This window comes from Luteococcus peritonei (assembly GCF_039526385.1).
In the GTDB taxonomy this organism is placed as follows: domain Bacteria; phylum Actinomycetota; class Actinomycetes; order Propionibacteriales; family Propionibacteriaceae; genus Luteococcus; species Luteococcus peritonei.
In genome coordinates this window covers 184,312-203,924 of sequence record NZ_BAAAIX010000026.1, presented here as the reverse complement: position 1 = coordinate 203,924, position 19,613 = coordinate 184,312, and the positions used below count along the sequence as shown (strand labels likewise).

Genomic DNA, 19,613 nt, shown 5'->3' with positions numbered 1-19,613 from the left:
TCCGTCGGAGTAGTGGCCCCCTGGCGTCCCGTGTGTCACATCGCCACTGTTCTCACCATCCGCACCCAAGGGGCCTGATCCGCATGTTCGAACATGTGGATCGGGTCCCCCAGGTGCGGATGGTGAGCCTTCGGTGGGGGCGGGGGCCTTTCGGTGCGGACGGGGTGCGGGCCCTCGGTTGAAGGGGGCACCGCGGCTGTCAAGGGGTGTCCATCAATGACCGCCGTGTGACATTGGTCACACCGCCTGGCGATAGGTTGGGTCCATGTTCACGAAAGTCCTGGTTGCCAATCGCGGCGAAATCGCCGTCCGTGCCTTCCGAGCCGCCTACGAGCTGGGCCTGAAGACCGTCGCCATCTACCCCTGGGAGGACCGCGCCTCCGAGCACCGCCTCAAGGCCGACGAGTCCTACCAGATCGGCGAGCCGGGCCACCCGGTGCGCAACTACCTGGACATCGACGAGATCATCCGCGTCGCCAAGCACGCCGGCGCCGACGCCATCTACCCCGGCTACGGCTTCCTGAGCGAGAACCCGGACCTGGCGCAGGCCTGCGTCGATGCGGGCATCACCTTCGTCGGACCGCCGCCGGAGGTGCTCGAGCTGGCCGGCAACAAGGTCCGTGCCCTGGCCGCGGCCAAGGCCGCCGGCATCCCCACGCTGCGCTCCTGCGACCCGTCCACCGACGTCGAGTGGCTCACGCAGCAGGCCGACGAGATCGGCTTCCCCATCTTCGTCAAGGCCGTCGCCGGTGGCGGTGGCCGAGGGATGCGACGGGTGAACCGTCGCGAGGACCTGGCCGAGGCGATGGGTGCCGCCATGCGCGAGGCCGAGAGCGCCTTCGGCGATGCCACGGTCTTCCTGGAGCAGGCCGTGGGCCGTCCACGCCACATCGAGGTGCAGATCCTGGCCGACCAGCACGGCAATGTGATGCACCTGTTCGAGCGGGACTGCTCCATCCAGCGTCGTCACCAGAAGGTGATCGAGATCGCCCCCGCGCCGCACCTCAGCGACGAACTGCGGGCCGCCCTCTGCTCGGATGCGGTGAACTTCGCCCAGTCCATCAACTACTCCTGCGCCGGCACCGTCGAATTCCTGGTGGAGACGGAAGGGCCGCGCGCCGGGGAACACCACTTCATCGAGATGAACCCGCGCATCCAGGTGGAGCACACCGTCACCGAGGAGATCACCGACGTCGACCTGGTGCAGTCGCAGATGCAGATCTGCGGCGGCGAGAGCCTCGCCGAGCTGGGCCTGTCGCAGGACACGCTGGAGATCCGCGGTGCCGCCCTGCAGTGCCGCATCACCACCGAGGACCCCGCCAACGGCTTCCGCCCGGACACCGGCACCATCACCGCCTACCGCTCGGCCTCCGGCGCCGGCATCCGGCTGGACGGTGGGACCGTGGCCACCGGGGTGGAGATCAGCGGCCACTTCGACTCGATGCTGGTGAAGATGACCGCCCGCGGCCGCGACTTCGAGACCGCGATCAACCGTGCCCGTCGCGCTCTGGCCGAGTTCCGGATCCGTGGCGTCAGCACCAACATGCCCTTCCTGCGGGCGGTGCTCGACGAGCCCGACTTCGCCAGCGGCGTCATCTCGACCAGCTTCATCGACGAGCGTCCCTACCTGCTCACCTCCCGCACCCCGGCCGACCGCGGCACGAAGATGCTGCGCTGGCTCGGTGACGTGACGGTCAACAAGCCCAATGGCGAGCCGCTCACCAATCTGGACCCGGCCGAGAAGCTGCCCGTCGGCGTCGACCTGACCGCTCCGGTGCCCGCCGGGCCGCGCCAGCGGCTGCTGGACCTGGGCCCCGCTGCCTTCAGCCGTCAGGTCCGCGAGCAGTCGGGCGTCGAGGTGACCGACACCACCTTCCGCGACGCCCACCAGAGCCTGTTGGCCACCCGGGTGCGCAGCCGTGACCTGCTGACGGTCGCGCCCTACTACGCCCGGATGCTGCCGGAACTGTTCAGCGTCGAGTGCTGGGGCGGGGCCACCTACGACGTCGCCCTGCGCTTCCTGGGCGAGGATCCGTGGGAGCGGCTCGCCAAGCTCCGCGAGGCCATGCCGAACACGCTGTTGCAGATGCTGTTGCGCGGCCGCAATACCGTCGGCTACACCCCGTACCCGGTGGAGGTGACCCGGGCCTTCGTGCAGGAGGCCGCGGCCGTCGGCGTCGACGTCTTCCGCATCTTCGACGCCCTGAACGACGTGGAGCAGATGCGCCCCGCGATCGAGGCGGTGCTGGAGACGAAGACGGCCATCGCCGAGGTGGCGCTGTGCTACACCGGTGACCTGAACGACCCGGCCGAGACCATCTACACCCTCGACTACTACGTGGAACTGGCCCGCAAGTGCGTCGACGCCGGTGCCCACATCCTGGCCATCAAGGACATGGCCGGCCTGCTGCGGCCCCCGGCTGCGGTGAAGCTGGTCACCGCCCTGCGCGAGGAGTTCCCGAGCGTCCCGCTGGCGCTGCACACCCACGACACGGCCGGCGGCCAGCTCGCCACACTGCTGGAGGCGATCCGGGCCGACGTCGACATCGTCGACGTCGCCAGCGCACCGATGTCGGCCACCACCAGCCAGCCGCCGATGAGCGCGCTGGTGCTGGCGCTGGCCAACACCCCGGAGCAGACCAAGCTCGACGCCCGTGCGGTCACCGAGCTGGAGCCCTACTGGGAGGCGGTGCGCAAGGTCTACCGACCCTTCGAGTCGGGACTGCCCGCCCCCACGGGCCGGGTCTACGACCACGAGATCCCCGGCGGCCAGCTGTCCAACCTGCGCCAGCAGGCGATCGCGCTGGGCCTGGGGGAGAAGTTCGAGCAGATCGAGGCGATGTATGCCGCGGCCGACAAGATCCTGGGCCGCCCCACCAAGGTGACCCCCAGCTCCAAGGTGGTGGGCGACCTCGCGCTGCACCTGGTGGCGGTGGGCGCGGACCCGGCCGACTTCGAGGCCGATCCGCAGAAGTTCGACATCCCGGACTCGGTGATCGGCTTCCTGAACGGCGAGCTGGGCCAGCCCGAGGGTGGCTGGCCGGAGCCCTTCCGCTCCCGCGCCCTGCAGGGACGCAAGTCCCCGGTGCGCATCACCGAGGTGCCCGACGAGGACCTGGCCCTGCTGGAGCAGGGTGGCCGTACCCGGCAGGAGACGCTGAACCGGCTGCTCTTCCCCGGCCCCACCCAGGACTTCGAGAGCTACCGCGAGACCTACGGCGACCTGTCCGTGATGCCCACCCTGCCCTACCTCTACGGGCTCACCCGCGGCGAGGAGACCACCGTCGCACTGGACAAGGGCGTCGAGCTGATCTTCGAGCTGGAGGCCATCAGCGAGCCGGACAAGAAGGCCAAGCGGACCGTCCACGCCCTGCTCAACGGCCAGATGCGGCCGGTGCGGGTGCGCGACACCTCGATCAAGGCCGAGGTGGCCGCGGCCGAGAAGGCCGATCCCGGCAACCCGGGCCATGTCGCTGCGCCCTTCGCCGGGGCGGTCACCGTCACTGCCGCCGAGGGGGACAGGGTGGCGGCGGGCGACACGGTGGCCACCATCGAGGCGATGAAGATGGAGGCCTCCATCACCACGCCGGTGGCGGGCACGGTGCAGCGCGTGGTGCTGCACGGCACCACCCAGTTGGAGGGCGGAGACCTGCTGCTGGTGGTGAAGCCCGACTGAGCCGACGGGTCGGGCGGACCAGCCGGCTCAGGCCGGCTGGTCGCTCTCGTCGAGGACGGCCACCAGGTCCGGTGCGCTCTGCCGGCCGGACTCGTCGGGCCGTTCCGGTCGGCTCCAGGTCTCGCAGGAGGCCAGGAAGTCGGCCAGCGGTTCCAGGCGCTCCCGGGTGGTGGGCTGCACCTGCGGCAGCACCTGCGCCAGGGCGCGGGAGGTGGCCAGCACCTGGCGGTTCTTGGCGTAGCCGACGCGCATCCCCGGCACCGGACGCAGCCCGATGCGCGGATCGCCCAGCATCAGCCGGCCCAGCGCGAAGTCGCTGGACAGGCCGGCACGGGCCAGCTCGAACTCGGTCTGCTCGAAGACGGCGCGGCTGGTGGGCAGCACCAGGTGGCCGCGGCCGTCGTGGGCCAGCCAGGCCTCCACCACCCGCCAGGCGGGGCGCAGCCGTTCGGGCTGCACATAGCGGCCGGCCAGCAGGGCGTCGACATCGCTGGGCAGCGGGTGGCCGTGCGGCAGCACCGGGGCGTCCGGGGGATGTCGCAGCAGCGGTCCCAGCTTGGCCAGCAGGCCCCTCGGCGCCGGCCTCGGCGGCTCCACGCGGAAGCCCTCGCGGGCCACGGCGCGCAGCCGCTCGGCCTCCTGCGGGACGGCGCCCACCATGTCGCGGGCCTGGTCGATGGAGATGGCATACAGTCGCAGCTCACCCATGAGCACACGCTAGCCTCCCGCGACCACCGGTGGGCTGGCGGGGCATACAGTGGGGGCCGTGAATCCGCGCTCTCGTCGCATGGTGGTCTCCGGGGTCCTGTTCGGGCTCGTGGTGCTGGTCGTCGTGGGTGCGCTGTGGCGCTGAGGCGCCGGACCAGGAGATGTCATCCGTGAGCCCCACCCGTCGTCGTGCCGCTGCCGCCGGAGCCCTGTCCGGCGTCCTCCTGCTCGCCCTCGCACCGGTGGCGCTGGCCGAGGACACTGTGCTGGACGAGCAGGCCGGTGAGGTCACCGGCCTTGCCGCGGACGCCGGCCGCAAGGTCTACTGGAGCGCCGATCGCAGCAGCGGCGTGGTGCGCGCCTTCAGTGCTGACGGCACGCTCGCCGGCCAGGTCTCCTACGGCGCCAAGGTGGTGGACGTCGAGTCGACCGTCTTCCACGACCAGCGGGTCTGGATGGGCGACGTGGGCGATGCCGACGAGAGCCGCGAGACCATCAGCGTCTACCGGATCGGTGACCTGGGCTACGGCACCACCGCCCAGCACCGCCGCTACGTGCTCGCCTACCCGGACCAGCCGCAGGACGCCAAGGCCATGGCGGTCAGCCGGCTGGGACGGATCTACGTCGCCACCCGTGGCACCCGTCCAGGCCTGTACCGCACCGGCGAGCCGGTCTCCGGCGGGCCGACGAACCGCATGGAGCGCGTGGCCGACCTGCCGGACAACACCACCGACATGGTCTTCACTGCCGACGGCACCCGGCTCGTGGTGCGCACCCTGACCTCGCTGCACGTCTACGAGGTGGACGGCTGGAAGCAGGTGGCCTCTGCCCAGCTGCCCGCCAATGCCCAAGGTCAGGCCGTCAGCCCGGCGCTGGCCGGCAGCCAGCTGGTGGTCACCGGGGGCAAGCCGACGACGCTGGCGCAGGTGGCGCTGCCGACCAGCCTCGCCTCCGTCGCGCCGGCCCCGGCGAGTCCCACCCCGACCGCTGCCAGCCCCAGCCCCTCCTCGGCCGCCGAGCAGGCCCGGGGCGGTGCCGCCGCCAACACCGGCACCAAGCTGGCGCTGGCCGCCGCGGCGCTGATCTCGCTGGCCGCGGCCGCCGTCGTGGTCGTGAAGCGCTGACCATGCGGATCGCCAGCCACAGCGTCGTGACCGGCCTGGACGACGTGCCCCGTCCCCTCACCCTCGAGCTGCACGACGGGTGGATCGTCGCCGTCCACGAGGGGATCACCGACGACGCCGAACTGCTGGATGGGAGCCTGGTGCCCGGCTTCGTGGACAGCCACTGCCACGGCGGCGCCGGCGCCGACTTCACCGATCCGGACCCGGCACGGGTGGCGGCCGCCATCGAGCACCACCGGGCCCACGGCACCACGAGCCTGTTCGCCTCCACCGTCACTGCCGCGCCCGAGCAGGCGGTGGAGCAGGTGGCCCGGCTGCGCGGGCTGGTGGAGTCCGGCGAACTGGCCGGCATCCACCTGGAGGGTCCCTTCCTGGCGCCGGAGCGCAAGGGCGCCCACCCCGAGGAGCTGCTCTGCGACCCCCGCCCCGAGCTGCTGCACGCCCTGCTGGAGGCGGGCGCCGGCACCGTGCGGATGGTGACCCTCGCTCCCGAACGGCAGGGCGGGATGTCGGCCGTCGAGCTGCTCGCCGCCGCCGGGGTGGTGCCCGCCTTCGGGCACTCCGACGCCGATGCCGCCACCACTCGCGCGGCCGTCGACGCCGGCGCCCGGGTGGCCACCCACCTGTTCAACGCCATGCGCCCCATCCACCACCGCGAACCCGGGCCGGTGCCGGTGCTGCTGGACGACGAGCGGGTGGTGGTGGAGCTGATCTGCGACGGCGTCCACCTGGCCCCCGAGGTGGCCCTGATGGCCCTGGCGGCCGCGGGGGCGAACCGCGTCGCCCTGGTCACCGACGCGATGAGCGCCACCGGCTGCGCCGACGGGCGCTACCAGCTCGGCGAGCTGCCGGTGCAGGTCAGCCGGGGCACCGCCCGCATCGTCGAGCCCGACGGCCGCCCCGGCGCGATCGCCGGGTCCACGCTCACCATGGATCGCGCCGTGCGCTTCCTGGTGGCCCACGGGGTGGCCCTGGCCACCGCCAGCCGGATGGCCAGCACGACGCCGGCCGCGGCCCACGGCCTGGACACGGTGGGCCGGCTGGCCCCCGGCTGCCGCGCGGATGTCTGCCTGCTGGGCGATGGCGCACGCCTGCTGCGCGTGATGCGCCATGGCCACTGGAAGCAGGCCGCCACAACCTGAAATAGTGTGCCGGTGGGCGGCGTTGTATCGCTGGGCAGTGCCGGTCCCGACGCCCGGACCGTCCCGCCAGGCCCGCAGACCCGAGGAGCAGCACCGTGAGTGACCTGATCGACACCACCGAGATGTACCTGCGCACCATCTACGAGCTGATGGAGGAGGGCATCGTCCCGCTGCGGGCGCGGATCGCGGAGCGGCTGCACCAGAGCGGCCCGACCGTCTCGCAGACCGTCGCCCGGATGGAGCGCGACGGGCTGCTCACCGTGCACGAGGACCGCACCATCGAGCTGTCCGAGCAGGGCGAGCGGCTGGCCGTCTCCGTGATGCGCAAGCACCGCCTGGCCGAGCGGCTGCTGGTGGACGTGATCGGGTTGGAGTGGGAGTTCGTCCACGACGAGGCCTGCCGCTGGGAGCACGTGATCAGCGAGGACGTGGAGCGTCGCCTGGTGGACATCCTCAAGGCACCGGAGCTGTCGCCCTACGGCAATCCGATCCCGGGGCTGGACCAGCTGGGTGGGCAGGCCGCCTCGCAGCGCTTCCGTGACGGCGTCGTGCCGCTCACCGTCGAGCTGGGCCCTGAGCCGGTCACCGTGGTGCTGCGCCGGATGAGCGAGCACCTGCAGACCGACCCGCAGACCATGGGCGTGCTGGCCGCCACCGGCATCGCGCCCGGCGTGCAGTTCACCGCCACCAAGGAGAAGGGTGTCGTGGCCCTGGAGGCCGACGGTCTGGCCTGCGAGATCGGGCTGGGGGTCGCCGAGGGGCTGTTCGTATCGCGCGAGCAGGGATGATCAGCGCCGAGGCACTCGTCGCCCTGTGCGAGCAGCACTGGTACGACACCGCGCTGTCCATGCTCAACGTGCGGCTGCGCGAGGGTGATGACGATCCCGCCATTGTGGAGGCGCATCGGCTGGCGGTGGTGGCCCAGCGGGTGCTCTCGCTGGACGCCGAGGACTTCGGTGAGCTGGCCGATTCCGTCGCCGACCGGCCGTGGGCCGAGCAGCTGCGCGCCTGCAGCTTCCCCAAGGGTCCTCGCGACGAGGCGCGCGGCGCGCTGGCCTCGCTGGTGCCGCTGTACCAGCTGATGCTGGAGGTGCTGAACCTGCGCGCGGAGCGCGGCGAGCCGCAGGCCCTGGTGGTCACCGCCCACCTGATCGGGGAGTACCTGTGCCAGCTGGCCTGGGAGCAGCAGCTGGGCCACGGCGGCGATCCGCTGCAGCTGGCCGGCCAGGTGGGGGAGCGCTGGGGCACCGATGACCCGGCCTGCCCGCACAACTCCGCCATGCGCGCCACCGCCCGTCGGGCCGTCAACGCCTCGGCCGGCGACCAGGTGGGCTTCACCAGCTACCTGGACAAGTTCCACTCCCGGCTGGGTGACACGCTGGCAGTCTGCGCCATGAACCACGAGACCATCGAGGCCGGTGAGCGCCCCGATGTGGGGCCCACCTGCCCCAATCCCTGCTCCTGGGCGCTGCGCTGGGACCGCGACACCCGTCGCGACCTGGACGGCCGGCTGCGGCTGGCGCTGGTCTACCTGGACAGCCCGCTGGTGGCGCTGCGCCACCACGCGCCGGTGGGCCACTTCTTCGGCGTGCCCTCGGTGGCCGAGATCAGCGAGGGATGGGTGCGCACCTGGCAGAAGCTGAGCATCCAGTGGCCCGACGGCTCCAACCCGCTGGTCGGCGCCGTGCCCACCGATCCCGACGAGGCGCTGCCGGGCCTGTCCGCGCTGATCTCCACCGTCGCCGGTCACCCGGTGGGGCAGGGCAGTCTGTTGCGGCAGATCGGCGACGACATCATCGCCGCCCTGGCCCGGGCGCAGGCCTGAGCGCTCACTAGTCTGGTCGCATGGCTGACTGGAGCGAGTACCTGGCGGAGTTCCATGCCGAGCGTCCCGGCATCACCGAGCAGGTGCTGCGGCGCTGCATCGCCGGCCACCACCCCTACCGTTGGCTGGCGCGGGCGGTGAGCTCCTCGGCTGTCACCGTGCTGGACATCGGCTGCGGCTCCGGGGCCCTGGAGCGAGAGCTGCGACGCGAGGGCCGCACCGTGGTCGGCATCGACATCTCCACCGCGGAGGTGGAGCGGGCACGCCAGTCCGGCGAGGGGCCGCTGGCGCTGGCCGACGGCCGCGCCCTGCCCTTCCGCGACGAGAGCTTCGACTGCGTGGTCACCGCCCTGGGCCTGGCGGTGATCCAGCCCACCGCCACGCTGCTCGACGAGATCGCCCGGGTGCTGCGTCCCGGCGGGGTGCTGGTGGGGCTGGTGCCCACCGTGCGGCCGCTGAGCGTGGCCGACCTGCGGGTGGCCGGCCGCCTGACCCGCCTGCTGCAGACCACCCCGCAGTTCCCGGTGCAGATCGAGCTGACCGTGGGCCAGCTGCTGGCCGAGCACGGGCTGCGCAAGGCCGAGGACGCCCGCGAGCGCTACCGTTTCGCGGTGCGCAGCCGCGAGGACGCCGAGTTGCTCACCAGCTCCTTCTACCTGCCGCACACCCGTCCGGAACGGGTGGCGGCGGCCGTCGACTGGATGGCGGCCCGAGCAGCCGCGGAGGGCCAGCTCGACGTGCCCGTGCCGATGCGTCGCGTGGTGGCCATCAAGTAGGGCTCGGAATACTGCGCCGGGCGGCATCGTTGAAACCAGTGCACGGCGTCCAGCAGGCGCCACAGACCTCGAGCAAAGGAATCACCATGGCACCCGTCGCGATCGACAAGGACACCTTCGCCAGCACCATCAACGACAACGGCATCGTGCTGGTGGACTTCTGGGCCAGCTGGTGCGGCCCCTGCATGCGCTTCGCCCCCATCTACGACGCCGCCTCCGAGCGCCACGAGGACGTCACCTTCGCCAAGGTGGACACCGAGGAGGAGCGTGACCTGGCCGCCGGCCTGGAGATCAGCTCCATCCCCACCATCATGGCCTTCCGCGACGGCATGCTGGTCTTCCGCCAGGCGGGCATGCTGAACGCCAGCCAGCTGGACCAGCTGGTGGGTCAGATCAAGGAGCTCGACATGGAGGAGCTGAAGAAGCAGGCGCAGGCCGCCAACTGAGCCACCGCCGCCGACCGGCGGCCGGGGTGGTGCATGGCGACCCTGGGATGATTCGAACATCCGACACATGGTTTAGGAAACCATTGCTCTATCCCCTGAGCTACAGGGCCGTGCCCGTCGCGTGCGACGTGCTCCCCCAAGACTAGTGGCGCCCCCGGGCGGGACCAATTCGGTCCGGCCCCGGGGGCGTCGTCCTGTGCCGGCCGCGCGCCACGGACCGGCGTGGAAGAGCCCCCGGACAGTACCCCTCCCGAGGGCTGAGGAGGGGCTGAAGCATCTGGTCAGGAGCGGTTCGCAGGGCTGGGCGCCACCTACTGTTGCACCTGAGAGCGACTCCGCACGTTGCATGTCTCCTGGGGGTGGGTAGACGGCCTTGGGCCCTTCGTGCGGGGCCGCTCTTCCCATGCCCTCGTGCGGGTCGCCTAGGATCGGACCATGAGCGACAAGGGTCTTGAACTGGCCATCCAGAAGATGCGTGAAGCCGGCGTGGCCGAGGCGGCCGTCCAGGTCTTCGGCGACTACTACCGGCAGGTGGAGTCCGGGGCCACCGGACTGATCCCGGAGGACAGCATCGAGCCGCTGACCGACCTGCCCCGGCTGGAGGACCTCGAGGTCGACGCGGAGCAGGCCCGCGAGGCCTTCGCGCAGACCGTGGTGATCAAGCTGAACGGTGGGCTGGGTACCTCGATGGGCCTGGACAAGGCGAAGAACCTGCTGGAGGTGCGGGAGGGCAAGACCTTCCTGGACATCATCGCCGGGCAGGTGCTGGCCGCCCGTCGTGAGCACGGCGTGAAGCTGCCGCTGCTGCTGATGAACTCCTTCCGCACCCAGTCCGACACCCTGGCGGCGCTGGCGAAGTACCCGGAGCTGGTCGTCGACGGCCTGCCGCTGGACTTCGTACAGAACCAGGAGCCCAAGCTGCGAGCCGACGACCTGACGCCCGTCGAGTGGCCCGCCGACCCCACCCTGGAGTGGTGCCCGCCGGGCCACGGTGACCTCTACACCGCGCTGGAGGGCTCCGGCGTGCTGGACCAGCTCGTGGAGGCCGGCTTCCGCTACGCCTCGGTGAGCAATGGCGACAACCTGGGTGCGGCGCCGGATGCGCGGATGGCGGGCTGGTTCGCCGCCAGCGGCGCTCCCTATGCCGCCGAGGTGTGCGTGCGTACCGTCAACGATCGCAAGGGCGGGCACCTGGCCGTGCGCAAGGCGGACGGCCAGCTGGTGCTGCGAGACACCGCCCAGTGCCCCCCGGAGGAGATGGACTACTTCACCGACGAGCACCGGCACCCCTTCTTCCACACCAACAACCTCTGGTTCGACCTGGTGCAGCTGCGTGACACCCTGCGCGAGCGCGGTTCGGTGCTGGGGCTGCCGCTGATCCGCAACGAGAAGACGGTGGACCCGTCCGACTCCTCCTCACCGGCCGTGGTGCAGATCGAGAGCGCCATGGGTGCGGCCATCGAGGTCTTCGCTGGCGCGACGGCCATCTGCGTGGGTCGCGAGCGCTTCCTGCCGGTGAAGACCACCAACGAGCTGCTGCTGCTGCGCTCCGACCTCTACGAGCTCGACGAGGCCAACCGCCTGGTGGCCCGGGCCAAGACCCCGGCGATCAAGCTGGACAAGCACTACAAGCTGGTGCAGGACTTCGAGCGACGCATCCCCAACCCGCCGTCCTTGGTGAAGGCCACCAGCCTGACCGTGAACGGCGACGTGACCTTCGGCCGCGACGTGGTGGTCACCGGTGATGCCGTGGTGGAGGCCGACGAGCCCACCACGATCCCCGACGGGATCGTGCTGGGTGGCTGAGCTGCTGCAGGCCGTCTCGCTCGCCCTGGTGGGGGAGCGAATCGACGGTGCCGCCGAGGACCCCCAACGGGTGGTCGAGTCGCTGGCGGCCGCTGGTTGGCCTGCAGAGCGGGTGCAGCAGCTGCGCCAGACCTGCCAGGACGAGGAGCGGGCCTGGCCGCTGGCGGTGGAGCGCGACCTGCTGGCCGCAGTGGGCTTTGCTCGTTACGGGGCGGTGCTGAAGGAGGTCCGGCGGCTGCTGGGTGTCGACGGGCTGGTGCCCACCGTGCGCCGGGGCCCGCGGCTGATCGGACCGGCCGAGCAGCGGCTCATGGCCGAGCGCCCACCGCACCACGGCAACGTCGGCTAGGCAAGGGAACCGGACACGACTCGGGCCCGGGAGCTGCGCTCCCGGGCCCGTCTGGTGTCTCGCCGTCCATCCCCGATGGGGCGAGAGCTGCATCGTGGTTCCCCGAACCCGGATGCTCGTCCGTCAGATCCCCCGATCCGGCCGGCCGTGATGATGCCGTGGCTGGTGGTTCCCCCGAACCCTGCAGCCGTTCCAGTGCTTCCCCCGAAGCCCTGGCTGTCTCGCGGAGGCTCCCCCGAGCGCCCCGTCCGACATCACTACTGTGGCCGTTCGAGGCGGTCAAGACAACCGAGGCAGCTTGGTTGAATCCTTTATCACTTCAGCGTCGATTCAGTCGCGCTGGCATTGCTGTCCCCTATCGAGGGGACATGCATGCAATGCGCAGCCGTGACGGGGGCCTCGATGTCCCCTGATCAGGGGACATGAGGTTTCTCTGTCAACTTTTTCGGTTAACTTTCCAGCGCATGGATCATCTGGGCCGCGGCGGGTCCGGGCTGTGGCTGTCTGGCGTGGCTGTGTCTCGTGCTGTGCCCCGCGCAGCCCATGCGGGCACGCGTAGGGGCCGCCCGTGCCGCTGTCGACAGCCCACGATCGTTGATGGCAGCGGGCGGTGGCGCACGCATCCGGAGATGCAGGGGCCGGAGACGCAGGAGGCACCGGAGGCAGAGGCGCGAGGGCAGGAGGCGTAGGGGGTCAGAGATGCGGGAGGCCGAAGACGCAGGAGACCCCCGGCGCCATGTGGCGTCCGGGGGTCCCGCGAAGTCCGGTTAAGGGTCACCCGACCGGTCTGGTGAGAGAGTCACCCAACCTGGTGCTTCATTCTCGATGAAGATCAGATGCGGCGAGCCTTGAGCTCGTCACGAATCTCGGCCAGCAGCGACTCGGTGGTCGCCTCCTCCTCGGCCGGAGCCATGAAGCGGGCCTTGGCGGCCTCGTAGGGCTTCACGATGAAGAAGTAGACCACGAAGGCCAGGATCAGGAAGGCGACCAGAGCGGTCAGGAAGGGCCCGACGGTGGTCAGACCGAAGACGGTCCAGTCGTCGAACTTGGGGGCGCCGCCGGCCATCGCCAGGATCTCCATGATCATCTTGGTGAAGGCGGTGACGACGGTGGCGAAGGCGCCACCGATAATGAAGGCCACGGCCAGCTCAATCAGGTTGCCGCGGAGCACGAAATCCTTGAAACCCTTCATGGGTCTCTCCTTTCAGACACAACAGGAGACCCAGGGTCGGGCCTGACGACTGCTATGCCATCCATGCTATCCAGACTTTGAACGTGCAACGAGTCCATCGGAGTGTCGCGAAGTGCGGTTGGGCAAACATTTGGTCGAAAGTTCACGGGATTAAGAGACCGTTAAGTGCGTCCCGGCTACTCAGTCGCTGATTGAGTATGGGGCACCGAAGAGGCCGGGGCTCACAGGCCGTGCTCAGTCGTTCTATCGCTTTACCAATGTGGGTCTGCGTGGCGGTCCCAGAGCCCGGGGCAGAACCACCGCGTCCTCACCCCAGGGCGATGCCGAGCGGCTGTCCGGTGCCGGCCGCGGCCAGGCGCGCGCCGGTGGCGCGATCGGTGCTCAGCAGCACCAGCGCCCGCGAGCCCGATCCGGTCACGCCGTCGTCCTCGGGTGCTGGCAGAGCGGCCACTCGGACCCGGCTGGCGAGGGTGACGGCCTGGCCGCCGTCGCCGGGTGCCACCACGCTGACCTTGTCGCCCACCTGCAGCAGGGCGAGCACCGAGGGATCGGCCACCGGGACGGGCACCAGTACCTCGCCGGGCTGCGGCGTGAGCTGGACCGAGACGGTGCTGCGCTCGGTCAGCACACTGCCCCGGGAGGTGGGTGCGGCCAGGACCCGCCCCACCAGCTGCTCGGGGGCGGATCGCGCGCCGTGCGGCACCAGGTCTGGCGGGAAGTCGGCGGGGCGGAGGTCTGCGGCGATGAGCCGGCGCCCGGCCGGCAGGTCGTCGGCCGCCACCAGGACCGTCGTGGTGGCGGCGGAGGCCGGGGCCAGCGAGGTGAGGGCCAGCAGGACGGCGCAGAAGGCGCAGACCGCGGCGAGGCCTCGTCGGTGCCATCGCACCGCACGCGTGAGAGCCGCCAGGCGGCCACCGGCCGGGCGGACCGCGGAGGCGGCGCGCCGGGTGGCATGAGTGGGGCGGGGTTGGGTGGAGCTCCTCATGCCCGTGAGCATGGACGCCGGGACCCGGCCGGCGTCAGTCATCCACAGGCGTGGGCTCGACCCGTCGCTTGTGGACAGGAGCAGGTGGGGCTACCGGCGGCAGCCCGCGGCACCACCTGGGTGCGCTCAGTCCTTGCTGGTGCTGGGCGCAGCGGCGGGAGCCGGGCTGGCGGCCGGCTTCTCGGAGCTGGTGGAGGCGGCGGGCTTGGACTCGCTGCTGGAGGAGGAGTCAGAGGTGGAGGAGGTCGCCGCGGCGGTGGAGCCCTTGGCGCGGTTGTCGGTGGCGTAGAAGCCGGAACCCTTGAAGACGATGCCCACCGCGTTGTAGACCTTGCGCAGCGTGCCGCCGCAGTCCTCGCAGGTGGTCAGGGCGGGGTCGCTGAACTTCTGGACGCGCTCGAGCTCGCGGCCGCACTCGGTGCAGCGGTACTGGTAGGTAGGCATGGGTCCCCTCAACTGCTCCCGCGCCTGCGGGAAGCCTTGCGAATGGTAACGATCGCGCGGGCCGGTCCAGAAATCGGTCCGCTGGGTGCAACGTGGCAGGCCTCCCACGTGTTCCGCCCAGCCGGGTCGGCCGGCGGTCTCAGTCGCAGGGGACGAAGCCCGACGGCAGCACGATTCCGTCCACCCGCACGTCGTGCGGCTCCAGCGGGAGCTCGTCCACCAGCTCGTCCTCGTTGAGCAGCAACCAGGCCGGGCAGCCCGGCCGCCGGTGGGCCAGGGCGCGGTCGAACCAGCCGCCGCCCACTCCCAGCCGGCCGCCCTCGCGGGTGCCGCCCAGCCCGCTGCACAGCACCAGGTCAGCCTGGCCCAGCGCCTCGGCGCCCAGCGCCGGTCCGGTGGGCTCGGGGATACCCCACAGGCCGGGGCGCAGGTCGGCCGGGCCGGTGAACCAGGCCCAGTCGGGGGCGTGGCGCGGGCCCTCGTCGGTGGGGGAGAGCACCGGCGCCAGGACGCGGTGGCCCAGCGTCCACAGCGCGGTGGCCAGCTCGATGGTGCCGGGTTCGGGGCGCTTCGCGTGCGGCTGGGTGGACAGGTAGATCGCGATCGTCGACGGCTCCACCTCGGCCAGCAGGCGCAGCACCAGGCCGGTGCGGGCGCGGTCGTCGGCCAGCCGCTGGTGCGCCGGGCGCTGCTGGCGCGCCGCGAGCACCTGGCTGCGGAAGTCCTGCTTGCTGGTGCGTCCGTCGGGGCCGGTGGGGGTCACTCGCCTATGTTAGGGACATGGCTTTGTTGCGTCGCAAGAAGAAGGTCGAACCCGTCGAGGAGGTCGTCGAGCCGACGCCCACGTTGCCCGATCCGCCCGAGCCCGACGCGCGGGGCCTGCGCTCCATGGAGGCGCACCGCGACTACCTGCTGGGCCTGGTGGAGCCGCTGCCGCCCTTCGGCATGAACCTGCTGGACGCCTGGGACCTGGCGCTGTGCGAGGACATCGCCAGCGAGGTGGACCTGCCGGGCTTCGACAACTCCCAGATGGACGGCTACGCGGTGCGTGCCGCCGACGTGGCCGGGGCCAACCAGGGCGAGCCGCTCACCCTGCCGGTGGCCGGTTCCGTCGCCGCCGGTGACGAGAGCCTGGCGCCGCTGCCCGAGGGGCAGGCCATCAAGATCATGACCGGAGCCCCGATCCCCGAGGGTGCCGACGCCGTCGTCCCCTTCGAGTTCACCGACCGTGGCTCCGAGCAGGTGAAGGTCTTCGAGCCCGTCGTCGCCGGCGAGTACGTGCGCACCAAGGGATCCGACATCACCGAGGGCACCGTGCTGATGCACCGCGGCCAGCGGATGGATGCCCGCACCATCGGCCTGCTGGCCGGTGCCGGCATCGACAAGGTGCTGGCCCGCCCGCGGCCCCGCGTCGTGGTGATCTCCACCGGCGCCGAGCTGGTGGACCCGGGCCGACGCCTGGAGCGTCCCGGCCAGATCCACGACGCCAATGGCTACATGATCGCGGCCGCCGCCAAGGCCGAGGGCTGCCAGGTCTGGCGGGTGCAGGCCGCCAGCGACGACCCCGAGGTGGTGCGCGAGCAGATCACCGACCAGCTGATCCGCGCAGACCTGGTGATCACCACCGGCGGCGTCAGCCAGGGCGAGCGAGACGTGGTCAAGCAGGTGATGCCCGAGCTGGGCCTGTGCGACTTCGCCGAGGTGGCCATGCAGCCCGGCAAGCCGCAGGGCTTCGGCCTGATCGGCGAGGACAAGGTGCCGATGGTGATGCTGCCCGGCAACCCGGTCAGCTCCTATGTCTCCTTCCAGGCCTTCGTGCGCCCGCTGCTGCGCAAGCTGATGGGCATCGAGCCGGTGAACCACGAGCCGGTGCGCGCCATCGCCGGTTCCGTGATGCGCTCCACCAAGGGCAAGCTGCAGTTCGGCCGCGCCGTCGTGCGCGATGACAACGGGCGACGCCTGGTGGACCTGGTGGGTGGGCACTCCTCCCACCTCACCGGCGACCTGGCCGCCGCCAATGCGCTGGTGCTGCTGGGCGAGGACGTCGAGGTGGTCAACCCCGGCGAGGCCGTGATGTGCTGGATGCTCGATGACTGAGCGCCCCGTCTTTCGTCCCAGCAGCGTCGACGACTTCGTGCCCGAGGTCGGCCCCCGCGCCGCGCAGGACAACGAGCACCACTTCCCGCACCTGTCCGGCAGCGGCGAGGCGCGGATGGTGGACGTCAGCGCCAAGGAGGTCACCGCCCGCAGCGCCACCGCGCAGGGCTTCGTGCAGCTCAGTGCCGAGTGCGTCGCCGCGCTGCGCGACGAGCAGCTGCCCAAGGGCGACGCCCTGGCCGTGGCGCGGATCGCCGGCGTGATGGGCGCCAAGAAGACCAGCGACCTGATCCCGCTGTGCCATCCGCTGCCGCTGACCGGCGTGGATGTGCACCTGGAGGTGCGCGACAATGGCGTGGACATCACCGCCACGGTGCGTACCACGCACCGCACCGGCGTCGAGATGGAGGCGCTCACCGCGGTGTGCACCGCCGCCCTCGGCCTGGTGGACATGGTCAAGGCAGTGGACAAGCACGCCCGGCTGACGGACGTGCGGGTCACGGCCAAGTCGGGCGGACGAAGCGGAGACTGGAGCGAATGATGCGAGCACTCGTGGTGACCGCCTCCGACCGCGCCGCCGCGGGCCTCTACGAGGACCGTTCGGGCGCGTTCGCCGAGGCAGGACTCAAGGAGATGGGCTTCGAGGTGGAGCGCACCGTGGTCCACGACGGCGCCCCCGTGGCCGGGGCCATCGCCAATGCGGTGGCGGCCGACTACGAGGTGGTCATCACCACCGGCGGCACCGGGCTCAGCGAGCGCGACCTGACACCGGAGATGACCCGCCCGCTGCTCACCCGTGAGCTGCCGCACCTGGCCGCGGAGATCGCCCAGCGCGGCGTGCAGGCCGGCATCCCCACCGCCGTGCTCTCGCGCGGCATCGCGGGCGTGGCGCAGCGCACCGTCGTGGTGAACCTGCCCGGCTCGCTGGGCGGGGTGCGCGACGGCATGGCCGTGCTCTCCGAGGTGCTGGTGCACGCGGTGAGCCAGATCCGCGGCTCGGACGACCAGGTGCACGCCTGATGGAGCCCAGCCCGGCCACCCACCGCTGGCCGGTGGAGCTGCGGGCCGGGGCCGTGGTGCTGCGGCCGCTGCGCCGTGGCGACGCGCGTCGCTGGCGCGAGGTGCGTGAGCGCAACCGTGGCTGGACCGGCCCGTGGGATGCCACCGTGCCGCCCACCAGCGAGCGCGGGGCGCCCAGCTTCGGCCAGATGGTGCGCGCGCTGTCCGCCCAGGCGCGGGAGGGGTCGTCGCTGCCCTTTGCGCTGTGCTGGGACGAGCAACTGGCCTCCGGTGGCAAGCCGACGGCACCGCGTCGGCTGCCGGTCTCCGGGCAGGTGACGGTGAGCGGCATCACCTACGGTTCGGCACGGTTCGCCCACTGCGGCTACTGGATCGACGAGGCGCTGGCCGGGCGGGGGATCATGCCGGTGGCGGTCGCCCTGGCCGTCGACCACTGCTTCACCGCGATGCGGCTGCACCGCGTGGAGATCAACATCCGCCCGGAGAACACGCCGAGCCTGCGGGTGGTGGAGAAGCTGGGGCTGCGCGAGGAGGGCTACAAGCCGCGCTACCTGCACATCGACGGGGACTGGCGCGACCACCGCTGCTTCGCGGTGGACACCGACGAGCTGCGCGATGCCGACGGGCGGCCGGTGACGCTGCTCTCGCGGCTGCTGGACGGTGCCCCGGCGCCGGGCGAGCCGGGGTGGAGCCGGGCAAAGTAGTGCCGTGGAGTAATTGCGGCAAGTAATTGCTCGACACGCGCTTGAGACTCCGGGCCCGGCGCGGCTCCGCCCCTAGCCTTGGGCACGTGGGTACGGGACTGATTTTCGGCGTGATCGCCATCGCATGGATCGCTTTTCTCGTGCCCTCGTTCGCTGCCCGGCGCAACATCGAGGCGGACGATGCCGATCCGCTGGAGCGCTTCGGCGAGACCATGAAGATCATCGCGCGCTCCACCCACACCGTCGGCTCCGACGAGGACGGCAGCGAGGTCTCCACCCCGCTCACCCGTCGCGCCGACCGCGCCGAGATCCGCATGATGGCCCGCACCGCGGCCCGTCGCCGTCGCAATGTGGTGCTGGTGCTGTCTGGCCTCACCCTGGTGACCGGCGTGCTGGTGCCGCTGACCTCGCTGCGCTGGTACGCCGCGCTGGTGCCCGGCCTGGCGCTGCTGGCCTTCCTGGTGGTGGCCCGGTTCAGCGTGGTGCGGCTCAACGCCAGCCTGGACGCGAAGCTGGCCGCGCTGGAGACCGACTGGCACGAGGACACCATCAGCTTCGAGGTGCCCGCCGACCTGCGCGAGGACTCCAGCGAGCTGAGCATCGAGATCAGCGCCCCGATCGAGGGCCTGGGCGGCAGCCTGTGGGACCCGATCCCGGTGACCGTTCCCACCTATGTCTCCAAGCCGCTGGTGCCCCGCACGGTGCGCACCATCGACCTGTCGGCCCCCGAGCCGGCCGCGGCCCCGCGCACCCCCGTGGTGGCCGAGGCCCCGCAGCCCGAGGTGGTCGAGGGTCCGGTGCTCGACGAGGACCTGGGCCGCGCCGCCAACGAGTGAGCCGGCGGCCGGTTTCCGGCCCCCGCCGCTGTGGTGCTAGTCTTCTTCCTGCTGCAGATGCAGCTCACAACTCAAGACCTGGGGCATTGGCGCAGTTGGTAGCGCGTCTCGTTCGCAATGAGAAGGTCAGGGGTTCGAATCCCCTATGCTCCACCAGCACAAACGCCGGTCCGCAAGGACCGGCATTCTGCGTTTGCGCACCCCCTACGCACCGTTGTGCCAGAAGCCCGCGCTTTGCTGTCGAAGTTCCTGCCACACCTGTGAGCGAGAGGGATGCTGCATCTTCGAGCGTCCCTTCGAGGCAACAGCTTCTGACAGCTGCTCACAGGCCTCGATGTAGTTCAGAGCGGCGCTGGTGGAGATTGAGTTCTGACCAGCAGCATGCACGAACTCGTTGCGGAGTTGGCTGAGCTCGCGAACGAGCTGATCCGAAGCATCGCCGAGGTTGAGTTCCCGGATGACATGGGCCACGGACCGCATCCT

The 19,613-nt window shown here is 71.1% G+C and carries 20 protein-coding genes and 2 tRNA genes; 15 read left to right on the top strand and 7 right to left on the bottom strand.

Annotated features, from left to right (window positions below):
* Nucleotides 1-265: 265 nt before the first annotated feature.
* Nucleotides 266-3,676, top strand: coding sequence for a pyruvate carboxylase (locus tag ABD073_RS10795; protein WP_343874495.1), 3,411 nt, complete (start codon nt 266-268; stop codon nt 3,674-3,676).
* Between the two features lie 27 nt (nt 3,677-3,703).
* Here ABD073_RS10795 and ABD073_RS10790 read toward each other — a convergent pair whose 3' ends face one another.
* The gene (locus ABD073_RS10790; RefSeq protein ID WP_343874493.1) at nt 3,704-4,384 is read right to left on the bottom strand and encodes a DUF7691 family protein; all 681 of its coding nucleotides are present in this window, start codon (nt 4,382-4,384) and stop codon (nt 3,704-3,706) included.
* Nucleotides 4,385-4,554: 170 nt separating this feature from the next.
* On the opposite strand from ABD073_RS10790, the gene ABD073_RS10785 reads away from it, so the two are divergent.
* The 6 genes from ABD073_RS10785 (at nt 4,555) to trxA (ending at nt 9,697) form a co-directional block, all read left to right on the top strand.
* Nucleotides 4,555-5,508: a hypothetical protein gene (locus ABD073_RS10785; protein WP_343874490.1), complete on the top strand. Its 954-nt coding sequence runs from the start codon at nt 4,555-4,557 to the stop codon at nt 5,506-5,508.
* Nucleotides 5,505-6,650 carry an N-acetylglucosamine-6-phosphate deacetylase gene (gene nagA / locus ABD073_RS10780; protein ID WP_386751668.1) on the top strand — a complete coding sequence of 382 codons (1,146 nt, stop codon included), beginning with the start codon at nt 5,505-5,507 and terminating at the stop codon, nt 6,648-6,650. Before ABD073_RS10785 ends, nagA begins: the two co-directional genes overlap by 4 nt.
* Before the next feature lie 95 nt (nt 6,651-6,745).
* Nucleotides 6,746-7,438 (top strand): iron-dependent transcriptional repressor DtxR, encoded by a 693-nt coding sequence (locus ABD073_RS10775; protein ID WP_343874485.1) that lies wholly within the window; start codon nt 6,746-6,748, stop codon nt 7,436-7,438.
* The gene (locus ABD073_RS10770; protein WP_343874483.1) at nt 7,435-8,475 is read left to right on the top strand and encodes a hypothetical protein; all 1,041 of its coding nucleotides are present in this window, start codon (nt 7,435-7,437) and stop codon (nt 8,473-8,475) included. Before ABD073_RS10775 ends, ABD073_RS10770 begins: the two co-directional genes overlap by 4 nt.
* Before the next feature lie 20 nt (nt 8,476-8,495).
* The gene (locus ABD073_RS10765; RefSeq protein ID WP_343874481.1) at nt 8,496-9,251 is read left to right on the top strand and encodes a class I SAM-dependent methyltransferase; all 756 of its coding nucleotides are present in this window, start codon (nt 8,496-8,498) and stop codon (nt 9,249-9,251) included.
* Between the two features lie 86 nt (nt 9,252-9,337).
* Nucleotides 9,338-9,697, top strand: coding sequence for a thioredoxin (trxA, locus tag ABD073_RS10760; protein ID WP_343874478.1), 360 nt, complete (start codon nt 9,338-9,340; stop codon nt 9,695-9,697).
* A gap of 34 nt (nt 9,698-9,731) precedes the next feature.
* Here the strand turns inward: trxA and ABD073_RS10755 are convergent.
* Nucleotides 9,732-9,807: transfer RNA gene (locus tag ABD073_RS10755), tRNA-Arg, on the bottom strand.
* Nucleotides 9,808-10,132: 325 nt separating this feature from the next.
* Here ABD073_RS10755 and ABD073_RS10750 point away from each other — a divergent pair.
* Together ABD073_RS10750 and ABD073_RS10745 are read left to right on the top strand one after the other, a co-directional pair.
* Nucleotides 10,133-11,503, top strand: coding sequence for a UTP--glucose-1-phosphate uridylyltransferase (locus ABD073_RS10750; protein ID WP_343874476.1), 1,371 nt, complete (start codon nt 10,133-10,135; stop codon nt 11,501-11,503).
* Nucleotides 11,496-11,852: a hypothetical protein gene (locus tag ABD073_RS10745; RefSeq protein WP_343874474.1), complete on the top strand. Its 357-nt coding sequence runs from the start codon at nt 11,496-11,498 to the stop codon at nt 11,850-11,852. Before ABD073_RS10750 ends, ABD073_RS10745 begins: the two co-directional genes overlap by 8 nt.
* A gap of 832 nt (nt 11,853-12,684) precedes the next feature.
* Here ABD073_RS10745 and ABD073_RS10740 read toward each other — a convergent pair.
* From ABD073_RS10740 to ABD073_RS10725, 4 genes are all read right to left on the bottom strand, one after another.
* Nucleotides 12,685-13,044, bottom strand: coding sequence for an MscL family protein (locus tag ABD073_RS10740; protein WP_343874472.1), 360 nt, complete (start codon nt 13,042-13,044; stop codon nt 12,685-12,687).
* Between the two features lie 307 nt (nt 13,045-13,351).
* Nucleotides 13,352-14,029 carry an SAF domain-containing protein gene (locus tag ABD073_RS10735; protein ID WP_343874470.1) on the bottom strand — a complete coding sequence of 226 codons (678 nt, stop codon included), beginning with the start codon at nt 14,027-14,029 and terminating at the stop codon, nt 13,352-13,354.
* Between the two features lie 126 nt (nt 14,030-14,155).
* Nucleotides 14,156-14,473, bottom strand: a complete 318-nt coding sequence (locus ABD073_RS10730; protein ID WP_343874468.1) for an FmdB family zinc ribbon protein — start codon at nt 14,471-14,473, stop codon at nt 14,156-14,158.
* A 139-nt stretch (nt 14,474-14,612) separates the two neighbouring features.
* The gene (locus ABD073_RS10725) at nt 14,613-15,236 is read right to left on the bottom strand and encodes a 5-formyltetrahydrofolate cyclo-ligase (protein ID WP_343874465.1); all 624 of its coding nucleotides are present in this window, start codon (nt 15,234-15,236) and stop codon (nt 14,613-14,615) included.
* A gap of 17 nt (nt 15,237-15,253) precedes the next feature.
* Here ABD073_RS10725 and glp point away from each other — a divergent pair, with 17 nt between their 5' ends.
* From glp to ABD073_RS10695, 6 genes are all read left to right on the top strand, one after another.
* Entirely contained in the window at nt 15,254-16,570 is a 1,317-nt protein-coding gene (gene glp / locus ABD073_RS10720) for a molybdotransferase-like divisome protein Glp (RefSeq protein WP_343874463.1), read from the top strand.
* 115 nt (nt 16,571-16,685) lie between these two features.
* Nucleotides 16,686-17,111 (top strand): cyclic pyranopterin monophosphate synthase MoaC, encoded by a 426-nt coding sequence (moaC, locus tag ABD073_RS10715; RefSeq protein ID WP_386751669.1) that lies wholly within the window; start codon nt 16,686-16,688, stop codon nt 17,109-17,111.
* Nucleotides 17,108-17,590, top strand: a complete 483-nt coding sequence (locus ABD073_RS10710) for a MogA/MoaB family molybdenum cofactor biosynthesis protein (protein WP_343874458.1) — start codon at nt 17,108-17,110, stop codon at nt 17,588-17,590. The genes moaC and ABD073_RS10710 overlap by 4 nt, the downstream gene beginning before the upstream one ends.
* Entirely contained in the window at nt 17,590-18,294 is a 705-nt protein-coding gene (locus tag ABD073_RS10705) for a GNAT family N-acetyltransferase (protein ID WP_343874456.1), read from the top strand. Before ABD073_RS10710 ends, ABD073_RS10705 begins: the two co-directional genes overlap by 1 nt.
* A gap of 140 nt (nt 18,295-18,434) precedes the next feature.
* Entirely contained in the window at nt 18,435-19,130 is a 696-nt protein-coding gene (locus tag ABD073_RS10700; protein ID WP_343874455.1) for a hypothetical protein, read from the top strand.
* 80 nt (nt 19,131-19,210) lie between these two features.
* Nucleotides 19,211-19,286: transfer RNA gene (locus ABD073_RS10695), tRNA-Ala, on the top strand.
* A 48-nt stretch (nt 19,287-19,334) separates the two neighbouring features.
* Here the strand turns inward: ABD073_RS10695 and ABD073_RS10690 are convergent.
* A complete protein-coding gene (locus ABD073_RS10690) occupies nt 19,335-19,601 on the bottom strand; it encodes a hypothetical protein (protein WP_343874453.1) in 267 nt (88 codons plus the stop codon).
* Nucleotides 19,602-19,613: the final 12 nt, after the last annotated feature.

Excerpts from the sequence above, each read along its gene's own strand:
- ABD073_RS10770 (WP_343874483.1), top strand. The coding sequence starts at position 7,435 with ATGATCAGCGCCGAGGCACTCGTCGCCCTGTGCGAGCAGCACTGGTAC.
- ABD073_RS10740 (WP_343874472.1), bottom strand. The coding sequence starts at position 13,044 with ATGAAGGGTTTCAAGGATTTCGTGCTCCGCGGCAACCTGATTGAGCTG.
- ABD073_RS10705 (WP_343874456.1), top strand. The coding sequence starts at position 17,590 with ATGGAGCCCAGCCCGGCCACCCACCGCTGGCCGGTGGAGCTGCGGGCC.
- moaC (WP_386751669.1), top strand. The coding sequence starts at position 16,686 with ATGGTGGACGTCAGCGCCAAGGAGGTCACCGCCCGCAGCGCCACCGCG.
- ABD073_RS10765 (WP_343874481.1), top strand. The coding sequence starts at position 8,496 with ATGGCTGACTGGAGCGAGTACCTGGCGGAGTTCCATGCCGAGCGTCCC.
- ABD073_RS10750 (WP_343874476.1), top strand. The coding sequence starts at position 10,133 with ATGAGCGACAAGGGTCTTGAACTGGCCATCCAGAAGATGCGTGAAGCC.
- ABD073_RS10710 (WP_343874458.1), top strand. The coding sequence starts at position 17,108 with ATGATGCGAGCACTCGTGGTGACCGCCTCCGACCGCGCCGCCGCGGGC.
- ABD073_RS10730 (WP_343874468.1), bottom strand. The coding sequence starts at position 14,473 with ATGCCTACCTACCAGTACCGCTGCACCGAGTGCGGCCGCGAGCTCGAG.
- ABD073_RS10790 (WP_343874493.1), bottom strand. The coding sequence starts at position 4,384 with ATGGGTGAGCTGCGACTGTATGCCATCTCCATCGACCAGGCCCGCGAC.
- glp (WP_343874463.1), top strand. The coding sequence starts at position 15,254 with ATGGCTTTGTTGCGTCGCAAGAAGAAGGTCGAACCCGTCGAGGAGGTC.
- ABD073_RS10795 (WP_343874495.1), top strand. The coding sequence starts at position 266 with ATGTTCACGAAAGTCCTGGTTGCCAATCGCGGCGAAATCGCCGTCCGT.
- ABD073_RS10735 (WP_343874470.1), bottom strand. The coding sequence starts at position 14,029 with ATGAGGAGCTCCACCCAACCCCGCCCCACTCATGCCACCCGGCGCGCC.
- trxA (WP_343874478.1), top strand. The coding sequence starts at position 9,338 with ATGGCACCCGTCGCGATCGACAAGGACACCTTCGCCAGCACCATCAAC.